This is a genomic window from Idiomarina sp. OXR-189 (assembly GCF_034373425.1).
Lineage (GTDB): Bacteria > Pseudomonadota > Gammaproteobacteria > Enterobacterales > Alteromonadaceae > Idiomarina > Idiomarina zobellii.
On sequence record NZ_CP139706.1, the window covers coordinates 1,824,354 to 1,843,212 of the forward strand.

The following is an 18,859-nucleotide window of genomic DNA, read 5'->3' on the forward strand; positions in this document are numbered from 1 at the left end:
GCAAGTTAACGCCCCGGTAACTTTTTCCAGGTCACTTCATTACGCACATAGAGTGGCTCAAGCTGTTCGGCCTGAACCGGGTCAACACCAGCACCATTCACTACTGTCAGCATATCCTCCGCCAACGGTAGCCGACTATTATCGCTATGTTGTAGCTCATGATTTTCATCCAGAATATCTGCGTAGACGTCCCAGCCTGTACCAGCAGTACCCCAGCCCTTCAAGCGTCCTGTATCAATAATGTTCGTGTCTGGTTTTGCTACAGCCGGCTCTGACTGAGCCACAGCAACTCCGTTCTCATTCGCATACAAAGCGTAATACACCTCGCCCATGCGTGCATCAATACAAGCCACCACACCGGCAACATCGTTTTTACGGTTCGCTTGCTGTGCCAGTGCCTGTAAACTGCACACGGGGTAAACGGGTAAGTCAGCGCTAAATGCAAGTCCCTGAGCCATAGACACGCCAATGCGCACGCCCGTAAAACTCCCCGGACCGGCACCGACCACAAGCCCGTCCAACTCGGCTAAAGACACGCCAGCACTGTCGAGAACCTCCTCCACAAAAGGCAGCAATTTTTGTGAGTGTTCCCGGGGGCTTTCAATGTCACGGGTTGTCAGCTTGCCATCATGAACAAGCGCGACAGAACAATTTTCAGTTGATGTATCTATAGCTAATAACGACTTCATACATTTTGCTCTTCTGTAGAACTTTTATGCGCCAGAAATTCAAGCGCGGTATCTAAGCTACGGGTGCGACTCATAGCTGGTAGGCTGGCCAAAAACTGCTTACCATACTGACGTGTTACCAGCCGATTATCGCAAACCACCAGAATACCCGAGTCGTACTTATCCCGAATAAGCCGCCCTGCGCCCTGCTTTAAGGCAATAACGGCTTGCGGAAGCTGGATAGTGCCAAAGGCATCCACACCTCGTAGGCGTGCGTCTTCCACCCGCGCGTTCAATAAAGGATCATCCGGTGATGCAAACGGCAGCTTATCAATAATCACACAACGCAGCGCATTACCTCTGACATCCACACCTTCCCAGAACGACGAGGTGCCTAACAGTACAGCGTTGCCGGCTTTGGTGAAGCGTTCTAACAACTCACCTTTATTTGACTCGCCCTGCACCAAAATTTCATTGTCGACGTGCTCTCTTAGAATTCCTGCCATTTGTTGCAGCATTCGATGGCTAGTAAATAATAAAAAGGTTCCGCCATCGTTATGCGTTATACATTGCTTAGCAATGTCCGTCAGCATTTCGTGGCGATTGCGATCATTGGCGTCCGGTAAGTAACGAGGCAGGCATAAGGTTGCCTGCTTTTTAAAGTCAAATGGGCTTTCAAGGACCAGGGTGTCGGCTTCTTCAATACCCAGTCGACGTGTAAAAAACTCAAAGTTGCCATTAACGGCTAATGTCGCCGAGGTGAACACCCAACTCATATTATTGCGCTTAATATAGCCACCAAAGGTTTTAGCCACACTTAATGGCGTTTGGTGCAAGCTAATTTGCCGTGGCGTAGTCTCGAACCAAAAACTGTAACCTGTGCGTTCAACGTCCATTAACTGACGCCAAATGACCCTGTAATCCTCTGCCCGTTCTAATAAATTGTCGAGATCTTTGTTCCGCCCCTGCGCAGTTTTTAGCACATCAATAAGCAAGGTTAAACGTTCGTCGAGACGCTCGGTCACTTCGACAATGTCTTCTTTATTGCGCCATTCACGCCAGTTGCCGCGCATCGGATCATGAGGAAACAACAACCGAAAGTCGCGCAGCGACTGCAGCAACGTCCTGGCCATCGCACTAGCCTGTGACAAGTCTTTTAACTCCGTCAGGCACAAGCGCTGAATTTCCTCACACATTTCACTCAATTGACGCGTCGACACCGTTTCACCAAAGTACTGACTGGCAATATCGGGAATTTGGTGGGCTTCATCAAATACCACAGTATCAACAGCAGGAATGAGCTCGCCAAACCCTGTATCTTTTAACGCCATGTCCGCAAAAAACAAATGATGGTTCACCACCACAACATCGGCTTCTAAAGCTTGCTTCCGCGCTTGTACTAAATGACAGTCATCATAAACCGGGCAGTCTCGCCCCAGGCAGTTATCCTGCGTACTGGTCACCTGAGGTAAAACCGCCGCTCCTTCCGGCAGCACATTCAGCTCACCCATATCACCGCTGCGGGTTGTCGTTGACCAACGCGTCACGGTAATGAGCTGGTCTTGAATCTCTTTAGGGAGCTGTCCGGCCTGATGCTTCGCTTGTTCCAGGCGATGCAAACAGAGGTAATTCGAGCGCCCTTTTAGCAAGGCCACCACTTTTTGCGGCGCCAGCTTTTTGCGTAATACGGGCAAGTCCCGGTGAAACAGCTGCTCTTGCAGGTTTTTCGTGCCGGTAGAGACAATCGCCTTACCTTTGGAAAGCAGAATGGGCGCAAGGTAAGCAAAGGTTTTGCCGGTGCCGGTCTCAGCTTCAACCACGAGTTGGCTTTTCTTTTTCAGCGTTTTTTCAATGGCTTGTGCCATTGTCGTTTGCGACGGACGAGGCTGGAAGTTGTCTATTGTTGAGGCCAGCTCACCATCGGGCTGAAAAATGGAAGAAACAGTCGGCATAATTCGCGCTAGTTAATGGTAATTAGCGCGCATTATGACATAGAAAAAGAGTCAGGCGTAGGTGTCTATATGACCCGAATTGCTATCCAAGTTGTCCTCTGTTGACTCATCCTGAGTCACCTCGGATTCAGACTGCTGCTGTTCAGAAGACTGCTGTTGCCGCTGCTTCTCTCGGTTAGGATCATTATCAATAGTGGTGCTTTCCTCATCGCTAATCGCTTGAAGCTCTTTGGTTTTCTCAATTTGATTGACTCTCATTTGATCCTGAGAGTGGTCAACCGGTACCCGGGTATCCTTTGGTATTAATGGCACCATTGCATCGAAGTTTGCCATGAGTTTGCTCCGCTGTATCCTTGCTTTTTGTCACCGACGTTACCGTCTTGATTATACAACCACTGGTTAAGTATTAACCTACTATCGACCCATAAAGGAATAAATTTACGCTTGCATTACAAAATCAACCTGCTAAGGTATTATACAACTTTGCGAAATACAGCATACATTATTGGAGTCAACAAAATGAAATTCGTTCATCACCATCATGCACATCATTGGATTTTATGGGCTAGCTGAGAGCGAGTTTCTGGCTAGCCGCATAAGCGCTAGCCTTTCGATTGACTATACAACCTCCGAAAGGCAACTTTCGGAGGTTTTTTAATTTTTAGGAGTAATTATGACTAACCGTTTAACGATAGCGATACAAAAATCTGGCCGCCTGAGTAAAGAGTCAATGGCTTTATTAAATGCCTGCGGGGTAAAATTCAGCATTAATGAAGCCCGCCTCATTGCCCACAGCACCAGTCATCCTATCGATTTACTCCGGGTGCGTGACGATGACATTCCCGGCTTAGTCATGGACGGTGTTGTCGACTTAGGCCTGGTCGGCGAAAACGTGCTGGAGGAAGCTCGACTTGAGCGCATAGCCAGCGATACAGCAGCCGTATTTCAGCCACTCAGAGCGCTGGAGTTCGGTCAGTGCCGTTTGTCCATTGCAGTACCTCGTGAGCTCTCTTACCAGTCACAAGCTGACTTAGACGGAATGCGAATTGCCACGACCTATCCGCAACTCTTAAAGCGTTACCTTAAGGACAATGGTATCAATGCCCGCGTTGTCATGCTGACAGGCTCCGTCGAAGTAGCCCCACGAGCAGGCTTAGCCGATGCGATTTGTGACCTGGTCTCAACAGGGGCAACACTTGAAGCTAACGGCCTGGTCGAGAAAGAAGTGATATTCCGTTCACAGGCACAGCTTATTCAAAACTCCGAAACATTGTCTGATGAAAAACAAGCGATGATCGACCAGTTACTGCCGCGTATCGATGGCGTACAAATGGCGAAGGAAAGCAAATACATTATGCTCCACGCGCCCAAAGATAAGCTTGAAGAAGTGGTTGAACTGTTGCCGGGGGCAGAAACCCCGACCATTTTGCCGCTCAGTCACACTGACAAACAAGTGGCTGTGCACATGGTCAGTACAGAAAAGCTGTTCTGGGAAACCATGGAAGATTTAAAGGCGAAAGGTTGCAGCTCTATTCTTGTTCTGCCAATTGAAAAAATGATGGGGTAACTATGCAAGGCTTAAACATCAAGGTTGAGCGCTGGGCAGACTTGTCTGCCGACGAAAAGGAGCAGCGGCTTTCGCGTCCCCGTCAGGCAACAGCGACAAACACGCAACAAACAGTTCAAAAGATTATTGCCGATATTCGTGATAACGGTGACAGTGCACTGCTGAATTACACTCGGCAGTTTGACTATCCTGAAGCGACCTCGCTGCGTGTATCGCAACAGCGTATAGAGCAAGCCGTGAATCGCCTCGACAAAAAAGTGGCAGAGGCGATTGATACAGCTTACGGGACTATTCAGCGTTTTCACCAGGCACAAGTCCCTGAAAACCTTGCTGTTGAAACCATAAATGGTGTTCAGTGTGAACTTCGCTATGCGCCATTAGATGCCGTTGGGCTTTATATTCCCGGAGGCAGTGCCACCTTACCTTCCACCGCGTTAATGCTTGGTGTACCGGCCCAGCTGGCTGGCTGTCAACGCGTTGTGCTGGTCAGTCCGCCGGATAAAAGCGGTGACTTACCAGATGCGCTGTTGTACGCCGCAAACCGTTGTGGCATTACAGAAATATACACCTGCGGCGGCGCTCAAGCCGTTGCCGCCCTAGCTTATGGTACAGAGTCCATCGCCCCGGTCGATAAAGTATTTGGCCCGGGCAACAGTTTTGTCACCGAAGCTAAGCAACAAGTGAGCAATGACGCGAGTGGCTGTGCTATCGACTTACCCGCGGGTCCTTCTGAATTACTGGTTATTGGTGATGACACAGCTAACCCGGCGTATATTGCGGCCGACTTGTTGTCTCAAGCCGAGCACGGATCTGATTCACAAGTTATTCTGGTCACACCGTCAAGCACTCTGGCAGACAAAGTAAGACAAGCACTCATTGAGCAGTGTCAGCAGTTACAACGGGCTGATATTGCCGCCCAGGCGTTAGCCGAAAGCCGTTTACTGGTTGTTGAGACTATTGATGAAGCAATAGCCATTAGCGAGCGATATGCGCCTGAGCACTTATCCATACAAACGGATAATGCGCGCTCATTGCTGCCGAAATTGACCCGGGCGGGCTCTGTTTTTGTGGGTCACTATACACCGGAGTCTGGTGGTGACTACGCAACAGGCACTAACCATGTACTGCCGACCTACGGCTACTCGCGCAATTACAGTAGTTTGGGGCTATTGGACTTTTATCGCCGTTACACCGTGCAAGAAGTGTCCTACGAAGGCTTAGCGACTTTGTCAGAGGCCATTACAACCCTGGCGAATGTTGAGGGGCTCGATGCACACGCTAAAGCTGTCACCATTCGCATGGAGGACCAATAATGTCATTAGTGGAACAGTCTCAGCGCCAGCACCTGAAAACACTGACGCCCTATGCGTCGGCCAGACGCAGTATGAGCGGTGGTAATGTGTGGCTGAACGCCAATGAATCACCTTTTGATAACGATTACGGCTTTGACGATGGCACTCTGAACCGGTACCCACAGTTTCAGTCAGAGACTCTGAATAACGCTTATGCTGACTATGCTGGTATACAACCCAACCAGGTGTTAAGCACTCGCGGCTCTGATGAAGGTATCGAATTGTTGATTCGTGCGTTTTGCGAGCCGGGACAGGACAATATTCTCATTTGCCCGCCGACTTACGGCATGTATGCGATATCGGCTAAAACTTATGCCGTCAATACTATTGAGGTGCCGCTAATAGACTCAGGGCAGCGAAAAGGCCAACTGAACGTTGAGCAGGTGATCTCGCAGGCTAAAAATTGTAAGGTCGCGTTTCTGTGCTCACCGTCCAACCCCCTGGGTAACACGCTAAATACAGCAGACATTAAGCAAGTACTGGATGCCTGCCCCAACACAGTTATTGTAGTTGACGAAGCCTATATTGAATTCTGTTATGACGACAGCAAAGCATCGTGGCTGACGACTTACCCTAACCTGGTGGTATTGAGGACATTATCAAAAGCCTTTGCGCTTGCCGGCATTCGCTGCGGCTTTTTACTCGCCAATAATGACATTATTGAGCTAATGCAAAAGATACTCGCGCCCTATCCGCTGCCGGAGCCTACCATTAATATAGCAACGCAGGCTCTGAGCCCGGGCAATATTAAGCGTATGCAGCAGCAGGTCGATACACTTATCGGCGAGCGTGAACGGCTTGTGGAGTTACTCAGTGACTTACCACTAACGCTGGAGTTTGACAGCGTAACAAATTTTTTACTGTATCGTTGTGATACCACCCAAACCAATGCGGCCGACATTGTCACTACACTGCAACAACAAGGTGTGTTGATTCGGGACCAATCTAAACAACTCGGGTTAGACGGTTGTATTAGAATAACGGTAGGTAGCCGCGAAGAAAATGACGAGCTGGCACAACAATTAAAAGGGTATTTTTCATGACACAGCAATCCATACTTTTTATTGACCGCGACGGCACGCTGGTTGAAGAGCCGCCCGTCGATAAGCAGCTCGACAGTGTCGACAAGCTCGTTTTTGAGCCAAATGTCATACCGGCACTGTTAAAGCTTCAAAATGCCGGGTACCGACTGGTCATGGTGTCTAACCAAGACGGGCTGGGTACCGAGAGCTTCCCGACAGACACCTTTGAGGCTCCGCACAATTTAATGATGTCGGTATTTAAGTCGCAAGGGCTTCGTTTTGATGACGTATTAATTTGCCCACATTTTGACGAAGACAACTGCGCCTGTCGTAAGCCTAAACTGGGGCTTGTGCAACCCTATTTAACGGAAGGGAAAGTCGACTTTGCTAACTCTTTCGTTATTGGCGACAGAGAAACTGACTTACAACTGGCACAAGGCATGGGCATTCGCGGTATTCGCTACAACCGGGAAGAATACAGCTGGGACGACATTGTCCACGAAATTGTTGACCGCCCCCGTACCGCCAAAGTGTCTCGTAAAACTCATGAAACTGACATTAATATCGCCATTGATCTGGACAGCTCTGCACGCGGCACATTCAGCACCGGCATTGGCTTTTTCGACCACATGCTGGAGCAAATTGCTACACATGCGGGCATTTATATGAGTGCCGTGGTAGAGGGCGATTTGCACATTGATGATCACCACACCATTGAAGATACAGCTTTAGCACTGGGTCAGGCCTTGCGTTCGGCGCTTGGCGACAAACGCGGCATTGGTCGCTTTGGCTTCGCGCTGCCGATGGACGAATGTAAAGCAGAGTGCTTGATTGATTTATCCGGCCGTCCTTACTTGAAGTGGCAAGCGGACTTTAGTCGTGACAAAGTCGGTGAACTGTCGACAGAAATGGTTGAACATTTCTTCCGCTCGTTGACCGATGCTATGGCCATAAGCCTGCACCTCTCAACAACCGAAGGCAACAGTCACCACCAGGTAGAAAGCCTGTTTAAAGTCTTTGGTCGCGCGTTACGTCAGGCGGTCGCTAAAACCGGAGACCAACAACTGCCATCGAGTAAAGGAATGCTGGCATGAAGGTAGTGATAGTCGATACCGAGTGCGCAAACCTGACATCGGTTCGCTTTGCGATTGAACGACTCGGATACTCATGCACTGTGACAGACGACGCAGACGCGATTCGCGCTGCTGATCGTGTCATTTTGCCCGGCGTTGGCACTGCTGCAGCAGCGATGCGTAACCTACAGAGAAAACAGTTGGTTGACGTGCTGAAGTCGCTCGAACAGCCAGTGCTCGGCATTTGTTTGGGAATGCAACTCATGACATCGCATTCGGAAGAAGGTGATGTCGAGTGCCTGGGATTAATTCCGTCATTGACTAAACGGCTTGAGGTTGGCGAACTGCCGCTGCCACACATGGGCTGGAATACGTCGATGCCAACCAATAATAATCCGCTGCTGAAGTCTGCCGAACAATACTGTTACTTTGTTCACAGCTACGCGGTTGCCGTTGACGAATATACCATTGCCGAAGCGGAATACGGCCAACGCTTTGCATCAATGATTCGCCATAACAATTATTTCGGCGCGCAATTTCACCCTGAGCGCTCAGGCAAAGTGGGTGAATCAATTTTACGTGAGTTTCTGGAGGCTAAGCTGTGCTAATACCTGCGTTAGACTTAATTAATGGTGCCGTTGTACGACTGTACCAAGGCGACTTTTCTCAGAAAACCGAATATCAGTTTTCACCGGTTGAACAAGCTCAGAGCTACGCTAAAGCTGGCGCAAAATGGCTTCATTTAGTCGACTTAGACGGCGCCAAGGACCCTAAGCAGCGTCAAACAAAGCTGCTGGAAAAGCTGATTAAAGAGTCAGGTATGAGTTGTCAGGTGGGTGGTGGTATTCGCACGACTGAAGATATCGACGCTCTTCTGGCTGTTGGTGTTAAGCGAGTAGTGATAGGCTCAACCGCTGTCAGCTCACCGGAAAAAGTACTCGAATGGTTTAAAACCTACGGCCCTGAAAAAATCGTACTGGCGCTGGATGTCAACATTCAACCCAACGGTCAGGCGTTAGTTGCAACGCACGGCTGGCAAGAGTCTTCAGGCAAGGCTTTGGAAGATGTTTTAGACCAATACCTTGAAGTAGGCTGCCAGCACGTATTATGCACCGACATTAGCAAAGACGGCACACTCAGCGGAAGCAACGTCGAGCTGTACCAAAAATACAAAAGTAAATACCCCAGCGTACAGTGGCAAGCATCAGGTGGCGTGAGCAGCCTAGACGATATAAAGGCGCTGAAAGCTATTAACTGCGATTCTGTGATTCTGGGTAAATCGCTGCTAACCAACCAATTCACTCTGGAGGATGCACTGGCATGTTGGCAAAGCGAGTAATTCCCTGCCTGGACGTTCGTGACGGACAGGTCGTTAAAGGCGTTAAGTTTCGTAACCACGAAGTCATTGGTGACATTATTCCGTTGGCTCGCCATTACGCCGAGAGCGGTGCCGACGAGTTGGTTTTCTATGACATTACCGCTTCGTCTGATGGCCGTACGGTGGATAAGTCGTGGGTAGAGCGGGTTGCCAAAGAAATTAATATCCCGTTTACGGTCGCCGGCGGTATTCGCTCTGTAGCTCAAGCTCAAGAGTTACTGTCAAAAGGCGCAGATAAGCTGTCTATTAACTCTCCTGCGTTACTGGATCCGTCACTTATCGACACGTTGGTGGCAGAGTTCGGTCAACAGTGCGTTGTTATCGGTATTGACAGTTTCTTCAATGAAGAGACCGGTACCTATGAGGTGCACCAATTTACCGGCGATGAAAAGAAGTCACGCAAATCGGCATGGCAAACCAAAGACTGGTTGCAGGAAGTGATTAAACGAGGCGCCGGCGAAATTGTCTTGAACTGCATGAATCAGGACGGCGTACGCAAAGGATACGATATTGAGCAACTGGCGGCTTTACGCGACTACTGTTCAGTACCCATAATAGCCTCTGGTGGCGCCGGCGAAATACAGCACTTTGTCGATGTCTTTAATGACGCTAAAGTTGATGGTGCCCTGGCGGCTTCGGTCTTTCATAAAAACGTATTTTCAATTGCCGATGTGAAAAGCGCGATGTACAACAATGGCATTGCCGTGCGTCCCATTGAACCCTAAGGAGTGACTGTGAGAGTCGACAAACAAAATTTAAACAGCCTTGACTGGGCAAAAATGGACAACCTGGTTCCCTGTGTTGTCCAGCACGTTCTGACCGGCGAGGTCCTGATGCTGGGCTACATGAACGACAAGGCACTTGAGAAAACATTAGAGTCAGGTCAGGTCACTTTTTACAGCCGCAGCAAAGAACGTTTATGGACTAAGGGTGAAAGTTCTGGCCATGTCCTTGAATTGGAAGAGGTCCATACCGACTGCGACAGTGACGCTCTGTTAATTAAAGCGACCCCGAATGGGCCAACCTGCCACTTAGGCACCCAAAGCTGCTTCGCTGACACGTCAGGCTCTTTTTTACACCACTTAGAAGGGGTTATTAATTCAAGAAAAGGCGCCGATGCCGGTGAAAGTTACACTGCCAGCCTCTTCCAGAAAGGCATTAAACGCTGCGCTCAGAAAGTCGGTGAAGAAGGTGTCGAAGTGGCACTTGCAGCGGCAACCAACGACAAAGACGAACTGCTCAATGAAAGTGCTGATCTGCTGTATCACTTATTGGTGGTGCTGAGCGCCAGTGACTTATCGATGAATGAGGTCCTTAAGGTACTGAAACAGCGCCATAATTAGTGTAATGCTCATTAAGCGCTATTCAGCTGCTCCTGAAAGTGGCGGCGTTTGTAGGCTTTTGAAACTTTCTTCAGCCTGACAGACAGTAAAACAGCCGCCACGCTAAGGCCACTAATAAAGCCTATCCAGAAACCTGCGGCGCCCATTGCCGGCACCACTAAGTCGGTTCGCCCGAGTACATACCCCACAGTTAAACCAAAGGGCCAGTAGGATATAAAAGCCAGTACCATAGGGTAAGTCGTATCTTTGTAGCCTCTCAGTGTTCCCATTGCCACGACCTGGAAGGTGTCGGACAAGGTGAAAATAGCTGCTAAGCCCATCAAGGTCGCCGCTAAATTAATAACTTCGGTATTCGGTGTGTATAAACTGGCCAGGAAACTGCCACCCAGGTACATAATAAGCCCGTTTACAGCCGCAAACACACCACCAAACCAAAGTGCAATTCTGAAGTTACGCATTGCGTTATCCGGGTTTCCGGCACCAAGCGCAAAGCCCACACGCAACGTCACCGCCATAGAAATACTGAGCGGGACCATATAAACCAACGAGCTTATGTTCAGGGCGATTTGGTGAGCTGAGACCACCGTCGCTCCTAACGGCGCTATTAACAGGGCAACCGCTGCGAATAAGCTCACCTCGAAAAACAGCGACATTGAAATAGGAAACCCCAGACGAATGACATAAGTCACGTCATCCCAGTTAGGTTTGTACCAACTGCGCAGTAAGCGGAGGCTCTTATAGCGCTTGGCGCCAAAGGTATAAATAGCCATTGAAATAGCCATTCCCCAAAGCACGAGAGCCGTTGCTACACCACAGCCAGCGCCGCCAAGTGCCGGCATTCCAAACTCGCCATACACGAAAATATAGTTCGCCGGAATATTGATGATAAGCCCGATAAAACCAATAATCAGCGATGGCATTGTGTTCGACATGCCCTCACAGAAGTTTCTCAGAACGGCATAAATGACAAAGCCGGGAATGCCCCAGGCAATGTAAAACAGATAGTCGAGCGTAACCTGCCGGAACTTGTCTTCTACTTCCATTAAGTCCAGCAACCACGGAGCGGAAGACATACCTACTAAGGTTATCGCGCCAACAATGGCACAGGCATAGAAGCCCTGTTGCAGCATATTCGCCATTTTACGATGGCCACCAGAGCCGTCGAAATGGGAAATAATAGGCGCAAGTGCCAACGCCAAACCAAATACCAGCAAGGTTGCCGGCACAAAAATACTGCCACCGACAGATACGGCCGCAAGGTCAATCGCACTTTTTCGCCCCGCCATTACCGTATCGACAACACTCATGAGCATTTGCGTCAGCTGCGCGATAAGTATAGGGCCCGTCAGTCGAGCAAGTTTTACCACTTCGCTTTTATTGTCTTGCCAGGATTTCACGTTGGAGTGTCTCGCTCGTTTTGACCTATCTTGGATAGTCGCTTTATGCGTTTATAAACTGAACCAGTTTGCCATTGACTTCTGACGGGTGGGTCAATGGTCCCATGTGCCCCGCTGTTATCGACTCTCGTTTTAAGTCACTAATAACCGTCGATAAGGCATCTGCGACAGCCTTAGCACTACGACGCGTATGCTCTCCCTGAACAAGCAGTACCGGTTGCTCAATTGCCGCATAATCATTCAGTCGTTTAGGCTCGTTGAGCAAGGCATCAAAGTCCAATGCGACCTTAGCGGCCTGCTCCACCATCAACGCCTGTATTTTGGCCGGCAAAGCATCGAAATAGCCCGGACTGTTCCAGTAATCGACAAAGGTGCGGGTACACTCTTCAGCGTCTTTACCATGCATCGCCTGGCTGATTTCCTGTATTTCAATCATCCCGGGGGAGTCGTCAGCTAACACATGAAAAGCCACAGGTTCATACACCGCCAGTTTTGAGATTGCGAAAGGTTGCTCCAAGGCGAGTTTAAGCGCCAAAGCCCCTCCATAAGAGTGACCAACAACATCAATAGCAGTATCAATTTTTAACGCTGAAATAGCCTCTACCACTCGCGGGACTTCATCGGCTAAGCGAAAGTTTGCCACCGCTTCAGGCTCTGGCGCTTTGCCATAACCAAGCAGGTCGACAGCAATGACAAAGCGAGAATGGCTTAAGCGTTGAATTAAATCTCGCCACTGAGAACTTGCACTTTGTGAGCTATGCAACAACAGCACTGGAGGGTTGTGCTTCTCACCGAAAACGTATACTCCGGAACCTAATTCTGACATGTCACTTCTCTACAGCAGACTAAAGCCGACAAATTGACCCACGCAGATTCCGGCGCTGAATAGCAGAACAGCGAAGGTACCCAACACACCAATGGTGCGGAAAATGCTTGGACCAATTGTTTTGGTTAAGCCAATAGCATGGCTTATACGAGCAATTAATGTAGCAACTCCAATGCCGTGGACAAGCCCAGCCGCACCACCCTGAACTTCAATAATGCCTAATAATATAAGAATAAAAGGAACATATTCGATAAAGTTGCCATGCACTCGCACAGCCACTTTCAGTTCGTCCTCACCACCCGTTCCAATACCAACACGGTATTTCCAGCGTAAGCGAACAATTCGCACAGCCAAAATTAAATAAAGTACTGCAAGTAAGCCAGCGTAAAAACCGGTGATGCGAATATCCATTGTGCCGTCCCTTTATTCAAAAAAGGCCCACCAAGTGAGCCTTTGTGTTTATTTTTTCAGTAGCTCGCCAAGCTGGTCGCTAACTTTTTCAACCGGTTGTGTGCCATCGATTTTGTAATACTCAGTTTTGCCTTCTTCCGACAATTTCTGGTAATACTCAACCAGTGGTTCAGTTTGTTCATGATATACCGCCAGGCGTTTACGGACCGTTTGCTCTTGGTCGTCCGGTCGAATAACCAGCTCTTCGCCAGTTTCATCGTCCTTGCCTTCTTCTTTTGGCGGGTTATGCTCAATGTGATACACACGGCCGGAACCGGGGTGCACACGACGGCCACTCATACGCTCAACAATGACTTCATCAGGAACATCAAATTCCAGTACGTAGTCAATTTCTATACCGTTTTCACGCATAGCATCAGCTTGCGGAATTGTGCGAGGAAAGCCATCTAACAAAAAGCCGTTTTGGCAGTCTGGCTCAGCAATACGCTCTTTCACCAGTTCAATAATGATGTCGTCCGAAACAAGTTGCCCGGCATCCATTACCTGCTTGGCTTTTTTCCCTAATTCCGAACCCGACTTAATTGCTGAACGCAGCATATCGCCTGTTGAAATTTGAGGAATGCCAAATGTATTCATCAGGAACTGGGCTTGAGTGCCCTTACCTGCTCCCGGAGCGCCCAATAAAATAATGCGCATAAGAAAACCTCTTTGCGTGATTCAAAAGTCTGCCACGAACTTTACCCTGACAGGCAAGCTATTACAAGCTTAGAGAAGCGCTGCGGCCAATGGTATGACCGCAGCAGGAAGGTTATGCGTTAAGCATTAACTTGTTCAGTTTAGCGACAAATGACGCTGGATCTTTTAAGTTTCCACGCTCTGCGAGTGTGGCTTGATCGAGCAAGACTTCAGCCCATTCCTTGAAAGTGTCGTCGTCTTTTTCCAACATACGCTGAACTAAGGCGTGCTCTGGATTTACCTCAAAGATATACTTGGTTTCAGGAACAGCCTGACCCGCAGCTTCCATCAACTTAGCCATTTGCGTACTCATGTCGTGCTCGTCGGTAATGATACACGCCGGTGAGTCTGTCAAACGGTGAGTCACGCGCACTTTCTTCACTTTGTCACCCAAGGCTTTTTCGAAACGCTCAAGGTTCTCTTTAAAGGCTTCTTCCGTTTTTTCTTGCTCAGCCTTATTTTCTTCGTCGTCCAGTTCACCAAGGTCCAGGTCGCCACGAGTAACCGACTGTAATTGTTTCTCTTTGAACTCGGTTAAATGGCTCATAAGCCATTCATCGATTCGGTCAGACAACAGCAGAACTTCTATGCCTTTCTTACGGAAAATTTCCAATGCAGGATTATTCTTCGCAGCTTCATAACTGTCTGCCACAATGTAGAAGATCTTATCCTGACCATCCTTCATGCGTTCAATGTAGTCATCCAGGCTAACGGACTGAACAGCACTGTCGTTATGAGTCGATGCAAAGCGCAGTAACTCAGCGATGCGCTCACGATTACTGTGATCTTCCGCCGGGCCTTCTTTTAAGACATTACCGAAGGTATCCCAGAACTGCTGGTACTCTTCTTTATTGTCCTTCGCCAGTTTCTTCAGAATTTGTAGCACTTTTTTGGTGCTGCCGTTGCGCATGGAACGGGTAATTTTGTTGTCCTGAAGAATTTCGCGAGACACATTCAACGGCAAGTCGTTTGAGTCCACCAAACCGCGTACAAAGCGCAGATAAGTTGGCATTAACTGCTCTGCGTCATCCATAATGAAGACACGCTTAACATACAGTTTCACGCCATGCTGCTGTTCACGGTTCCATAAGTCCCAGGGCGCTCTTTTCGGAATATACAACAAGTTAGTGTATTCTGTAGTGCCTTCCACCTTATTGTGCGTCCAAAGCAGTGGCTCATCAAAGTCGTGCGCAACGGTTTTATAGAACTCTTTGTATTCGTCGTCAGTAATGTCTGACTTGTCACGCGTCCACAGCGCTTTACCTGAGTTTACCGTCTCCCACTCACCAGGCTGTGCTTCTACCTTGTTACCTTCGCTATCTTCAGACTCAGGTACCGGCTCTTTCCACATTTGTACAGGAATGCTCAAATGCTCTGAATATTTATTAATAATTCCGCGCAGACGGTACTCGTCTAAGAACTCTTCGGCATCATCTTTCAAGTGCAAGATGATATCAGTGCCGCGACGGGCTTTTTCAATGTCAGCAATCTCGAACTCACCTTCACCACGCGAACGCCATTCAACACCAGCAGTGTTATTGTCGAGCGCGGAACGAGTGCGCACAGTGACCTCATCGGCAACAATAAACGCTGAATAGAAACCAACACCAAACTGACCAATAAGCTGACTGTCTTTTGCCTGGTCACCTGACAGCTGCCCAAAGAACTCTGCAGTACCTGACTTAGCGATAGTCCCCAAGTTATTCATGACATCATCTCGGGTCATGCCGATGCCGTTATCGCTTATGGTGATTGTTTTAGCGTCTTTATCGACCGAAATACGAACGAACAACTCACTGTCGTCGCCGTATAAAGAGTTGTCACTCAGCGCTTTAAAGCGCAGCTTATCCGCCGCGTCAGACGCGTTGGAAACCAATTCGCGTAAGAAAATTTCTTTATTGGAATACAAAGAATGGATCATCAAGTGAAGTAACTGTTTTACTTCTGTCTGAAATCCGTGTTTTTCCATTTGACCGGCTTCCGCCATAGTGTTTTCTCCTACTGTTTAAAACGTACAGTGATACCTATCGTTTTAAAATGGGGATGACACCGGGCTTTTCAAGTCAACGAGTGAATTGTTTTCGGCCACTAAAAGCGTGACCTAAAGTTGTTTGGTCAACGTAACCCAGTTCACCGCCTACAGGAACACCGTGAGCAATCCGAGTCGTGTTAATGTTGTGCTGATCCGCCATATCCGCAATGTAATGCGCTGTTGCATCACCTTCTACGGTGGGGTTAGTGGCAAGTATGATTTCTTCGATATTGTCCGATTGAAGCTGCTGCTCGAGTTTATCTAAGCCAATATCGGAAGGTCCAACACCATCAAGCGGCGATAAATGCCCCATGAGAACAAAGTAGCGCCCTTTAAACTGGGATGTTTGCTCGATGGCTAAAACATCGGCCGGCGTTTCCACAACGCAAAGCACGCCACTGTCGCGACGTCTTTCATCGAGGCATATTGGGCAAAGGTCATTTTCCGTTAATGTTCGACAACTATTACAGTGTCCTACGGTTTCAACGGCATGTTTTAAAGAGTCAGATAACCGTGAAGCACCCGGCTTGTCCCGTTCCAGTAAATGGAAAGCCATACGCTGTGCGCTTTTCTGCCCAACACCAGGCAAACGCTTCAAGCTTTCCACCAGTTGTTCGATAGCCGGGCTTAACTTCATTAAACTGACTCCGAATTAAAACGGCATTTTAAAGCCTGGAGGCAAACCCATACCGCCAGTAATTTCAGACATACGCTCTTTGCTGGTCTCTTCAACGCGGCGTACTGCATCGTTTGTCGCTGCCGCAACTAAGTCTTCCAGCATTTCCTGGTCGTCGTCCATCAGGCTTGGGTCAATGTTAACGCGTTTCACGTTGTGATTGCCCAGCATAGTCACTTTCACCATGCCTGCACCAGCTTCGCCGGTGACTTCCATATTTGCGATTTCATCCTGGGCTTGCTGCATGCGCTCTTGCATTTGTTGCGCCTGCTTCATCATATTTCCCATTCCGCCTTTAAACATGTTTACTTCCTCATCATTAATTAAATACGTTAAAGCGCTTGCACCGATTCTTCATCAATTTGTGCGCCGAAGCGTTTTTTCAACTCCATAACGCCATTATCTTTTTCCAAACGTTCTAAAGCACGCTTATGTCGATATTCATTGATACGCTGTTGCAGCATAAGGGGCGTAGGGTTTGCCGGTGTACCTACAGCAAATGATACCACCGCGCTGCTTCCCAAGAGTCCTTGTAAAGACTCTCTCACAGCCTGCTCTGTCGCATTATTAAGAAGGGACTGTTGATCGCTGTTGACTAAAATAGTCCAGTTATCCCCTTCGTTGTCCTGTAATTCGGAGTTCAGTAACACCTGTCGAGCCAAACCGGAAATATCCATACCCGCTATCATGGCGCTCCAGCGGTCAATGTCAGCTGCATCCTTAATTTCATCGGTAATTTCAGGGTAGTCGTAGCTGCTCGGCGCTGCATCGGAAGAATGCGGCTGCCCAGAGGTGTCAGCACTTCCTTGCGGGATTTCAGAAGACACGACCGACTCATGCTCAGACTCTTCAAGCTTAGTTGCCTGTGGTGCCTGTGCCCGAGGTGCTTGTTTCTGCGAGGTTTCGCGAAAGTCCTTAGAAGCTATTTCATCTGGCTTTTTTTTTTGCATTAAGTCTTGCCGCATTTGCAGCAAGTCATCAAGACCCGATGCATCAGGCTGATCTTGTGGTGCTTCTTCTGGCTCAGGCGCATTGCCGTTCGATTGCTGCGCCACCTGGTTATGTGGCTCCGATTTCTCCACCATGTCAGGAGTTGGTTCGTATGAATCTGCAAATTCATCGGTATTACCAAAGCTCACTGGCTCTTCATTGATTTCCGGAGGCTGTTCCGGCGTAGGCCGGTCGTCATGATACTCTGGTTTTAATTCTGGTTTTAGTTCTGATTTTAGTTCTGGCTCTGGCCCGCCTGAAGGCTCATTTGGTTTCGACAATTCAGCGGCTAAAGGTGTTTCTTCGCCGTTTGTCTCTTCGCCATCTGTTTCGTCAGTTAAAGGGCCTGCCTTAGGTCGAAATGCCAATAAACGAAGCAAGGTCATTTCCAGACCACTTCTGGCATCCACTGCATAAGGCTGCTCTCGCCGCCCTTCCAACACTATGCGATAAAATACTTGTATTAATTCCGCTGGCATTTGCCGCAACAGCGGCTTTATTATTTCTGCGTCATCAAATGCCTGCTGTGCATCAGGTAGCTGCTGCATGAGTGCCAGCTGGTGCAACATATTCTGCATTTCGACAAGCACGGAGCTTAAATCGGGAACAACAGCGACCATGGTATCAACACGTTGCATTAACGACGCCGCATCGTTATTTAATACATCTTTTAACAGGCCAGCTATGTCAGCGGTAGGTACATTACCCAGCATTTGCCGAACACTGTCTAACAGCACTTCTCCATGGCCCTGAGCAATAGCTTGGTCAGTCAGGCTCAGTGCATCTCGCATACTGCCTTTTGCGGCTCTCGCAAGTAAAGAAAATGAAGTAGAGTCCGCAGAAATACCTTCCTGCTGCAAAACATGCTGCAGCTGACCGGCAATATCTTCTTTTGAAAGCGCTTTTAAATTAAATTGTAAGCAACGGGAAAGTACGGTCACCGGTAGTTTTTGCGGATCAGTTGTGGCCAGCAAGAACTTAACATGCTCCGGTGGCTCTTCCAGGGTTTTAAGGAGTGCATTGAAGCTATGACGCGACAGCATGTGTACCTCATCAATAAGGTACACTTTGTAACGCCCCCGAGTTGGGCGGTATTGCACGTTATCGAGGAGCTCTCGCGTATCTTCTACTTTTGTTCTCGACGCCGCATCAATTTCTAACAAGTCGACAAAGCGTCCCTGGTCAATTTCCTGGCAAGCAGAACATTGCCCGCATGGAGTTGAAGTCACTCCCGTATCGCAATTCAGAGCCTTAGCCAAAATTCGAGCTATTGTGGTTTTGCCAACGCCGCGCGTTCCGGAAAAGAGGTAAGCATGGTGAAGCCTTTGCTTAAGCAACGCATGTTCTAATGGTTTCAATACATGCTGCTGCCCAACCACCTCAGAGAACTGAGACGGTCGCCACTTTCTTGCCAGAACTTGATAACTCATAAGAAAC

General features: G+C 48.6%; 19 protein-coding genes. 8 read left to right on the forward strand and 11 right to left on the reverse strand.

Annotated features, from left to right (window positions below):
* Positions 1-5 precede the first annotated feature (5 nt).
* The 3 genes from tsaB to UM402_RS09055 are packed head-to-tail and all read right to left on the reverse strand — an operon-like array spanning position 6 to position 2,953.
* Positions 6-689, reverse strand: coding sequence for a tRNA (adenosine(37)-N6)-threonylcarbamoyltransferase complex dimerization subunit type 1 TsaB (gene tsaB / locus UM402_RS09045; protein WP_058578752.1), 684 nt, complete (start codon positions 687-689; stop codon positions 6-8).
* Positions 686-2,620, reverse strand: a complete 1,935-nt coding sequence (locus UM402_RS09050; RefSeq protein ID WP_058578751.1) for an ATP-dependent DNA helicase — start codon at positions 2,618-2,620, stop codon at positions 686-688. Before UM402_RS09050 ends, tsaB begins: the two co-directional genes overlap by 4 nt.
* A 51-nt stretch (positions 2,621-2,671) precedes the next feature.
* A complete protein-coding gene (locus UM402_RS09055; protein WP_058578750.1) occupies positions 2,672-2,953 on the reverse strand; it encodes a hypothetical protein in 282 nt (93 codons plus the stop codon).
* Between the two features lie 340 nt (positions 2,954-3,293).
* On the opposite strand from UM402_RS09055, the gene hisG reads away from it, so the two are divergent.
* From hisG to hisIE, 8 genes are read left to right on the forward strand one after another with little or no spacing between them, the layout of a single operon-like run.
* Complete coding sequence (gene hisG, locus UM402_RS09060; protein ID WP_058578749.1) at positions 3,294-4,187, forward strand: ATP phosphoribosyltransferase; 894 nt, start codon at positions 3,294-3,296, stop codon at positions 4,185-4,187.
* A gap of 2 nt (positions 4,188-4,189) precedes the next feature.
* Positions 4,190-5,500, forward strand: coding sequence for a histidinol dehydrogenase (gene hisD / locus UM402_RS09065; protein WP_058578748.1), 1,311 nt, complete (start codon positions 4,190-4,192; stop codon positions 5,498-5,500).
* Positions 5,500-6,582, forward strand: coding sequence for a histidinol-phosphate transaminase (gene hisC / locus UM402_RS09070; protein ID WP_058578747.1), 1,083 nt, complete (start codon positions 5,500-5,502; stop codon positions 6,580-6,582). The genes hisD and hisC overlap by 1 nt, the downstream gene beginning before the upstream one ends.
* Positions 6,579-7,655, forward strand: coding sequence for a bifunctional histidinol-phosphatase/imidazoleglycerol-phosphate dehydratase HisB (hisB, locus tag UM402_RS09075; RefSeq protein ID WP_058578746.1), 1,077 nt, complete (start codon positions 6,579-6,581; stop codon positions 7,653-7,655). The genes hisC and hisB overlap by 4 nt, the downstream gene beginning before the upstream one ends.
* The gene (hisH, locus tag UM402_RS09080; protein ID WP_058578745.1) at positions 7,652-8,242 is read left to right on the forward strand and encodes an imidazole glycerol phosphate synthase subunit HisH; all 591 of its coding nucleotides are present in this window, start codon (positions 7,652-7,654) and stop codon (positions 8,240-8,242) included. Before hisB ends, hisH begins: the two co-directional genes overlap by 4 nt.
* A complete protein-coding gene (hisA, locus tag UM402_RS09085) occupies positions 8,236-8,973 on the forward strand; it encodes a 1-(5-phosphoribosyl)-5-[(5-phosphoribosylamino)methylideneamino]imidazole-4-carboxamide isomerase (RefSeq protein ID WP_058578744.1) in 738 nt (245 codons plus the stop codon). The genes hisH and hisA overlap by 7 nt, the downstream gene beginning before the upstream one ends.
* Complete coding sequence (hisF, locus tag UM402_RS09090) at positions 8,955-9,737, forward strand: imidazole glycerol phosphate synthase subunit HisF (RefSeq protein WP_058578743.1); 783 nt, start codon at positions 8,955-8,957, stop codon at positions 9,735-9,737. Before hisA ends, hisF begins: the two co-directional genes overlap by 19 nt.
* Positions 9,738-9,746: 9 nt before the next feature.
* Positions 9,747-10,355 (forward strand): bifunctional phosphoribosyl-AMP cyclohydrolase/phosphoribosyl-ATP diphosphatase HisIE, encoded by a 609-nt coding sequence (hisIE, locus tag UM402_RS09095; RefSeq protein ID WP_058578742.1) that lies wholly within the window; start codon positions 9,747-9,749, stop codon positions 10,353-10,355.
* A gap of 11 nt (positions 10,356-10,366) precedes the next feature.
* On the opposite strand, the gene UM402_RS09100 is transcribed toward hisIE, so the two are convergent.
* The 8 genes from UM402_RS09100 to dnaX form a co-directional block, all read right to left on the reverse strand.
* Positions 10,367-11,752 (reverse strand): MATE family efflux transporter, encoded by a 1,386-nt coding sequence (locus UM402_RS09100; RefSeq protein WP_058578741.1) that lies wholly within the window; start codon positions 11,750-11,752, stop codon positions 10,367-10,369.
* 43 nt (positions 11,753-11,795) lie between these two features.
* Complete coding sequence (locus tag UM402_RS09105; RefSeq protein WP_058578740.1) at positions 11,796-12,578, reverse strand: alpha/beta fold hydrolase; 783 nt, start codon at positions 12,576-12,578, stop codon at positions 11,796-11,798.
* Positions 12,579-12,587: 9 nt separating this feature from the next.
* Entirely contained in the window at positions 12,588-12,989 is a 402-nt protein-coding gene (locus UM402_RS09110) for an MAPEG family protein (protein WP_058578739.1), read from the reverse strand.
* A gap of 48 nt (positions 12,990-13,037) precedes the next feature.
* Positions 13,038-13,685, reverse strand: a complete 648-nt coding sequence (adk, locus tag UM402_RS09115; protein ID WP_058578738.1) for an adenylate kinase — start codon at positions 13,683-13,685, stop codon at positions 13,038-13,040.
* Between the two features lie 112 nt (positions 13,686-13,797).
* Entirely contained in the window at positions 13,798-15,711 is a 1,914-nt protein-coding gene (htpG, locus tag UM402_RS09120) for a molecular chaperone HtpG (RefSeq protein WP_058578737.1), read from the reverse strand.
* A gap of 76 nt (positions 15,712-15,787) precedes the next feature.
* Positions 15,788-16,393, reverse strand: a complete 606-nt coding sequence (gene recR, locus UM402_RS09125; protein WP_058578736.1) for a recombination mediator RecR — start codon at positions 16,391-16,393, stop codon at positions 15,788-15,790.
* Between the two features lie 15 nt (positions 16,394-16,408).
* Complete coding sequence (locus UM402_RS09130; RefSeq protein ID WP_058578735.1) at positions 16,409-16,735, reverse strand: YbaB/EbfC family nucleoid-associated protein; 327 nt, start codon at positions 16,733-16,735, stop codon at positions 16,409-16,411.
* 29 nt (positions 16,736-16,764) lie between these two features.
* Entirely contained in the window at positions 16,765-18,852 is a 2,088-nt protein-coding gene (gene dnaX, locus UM402_RS09135; protein ID WP_058578734.1) for a DNA polymerase III subunit gamma/tau, read from the reverse strand.
* Between the last annotated feature and the right edge of the window lie 7 nt (positions 18,853-18,859).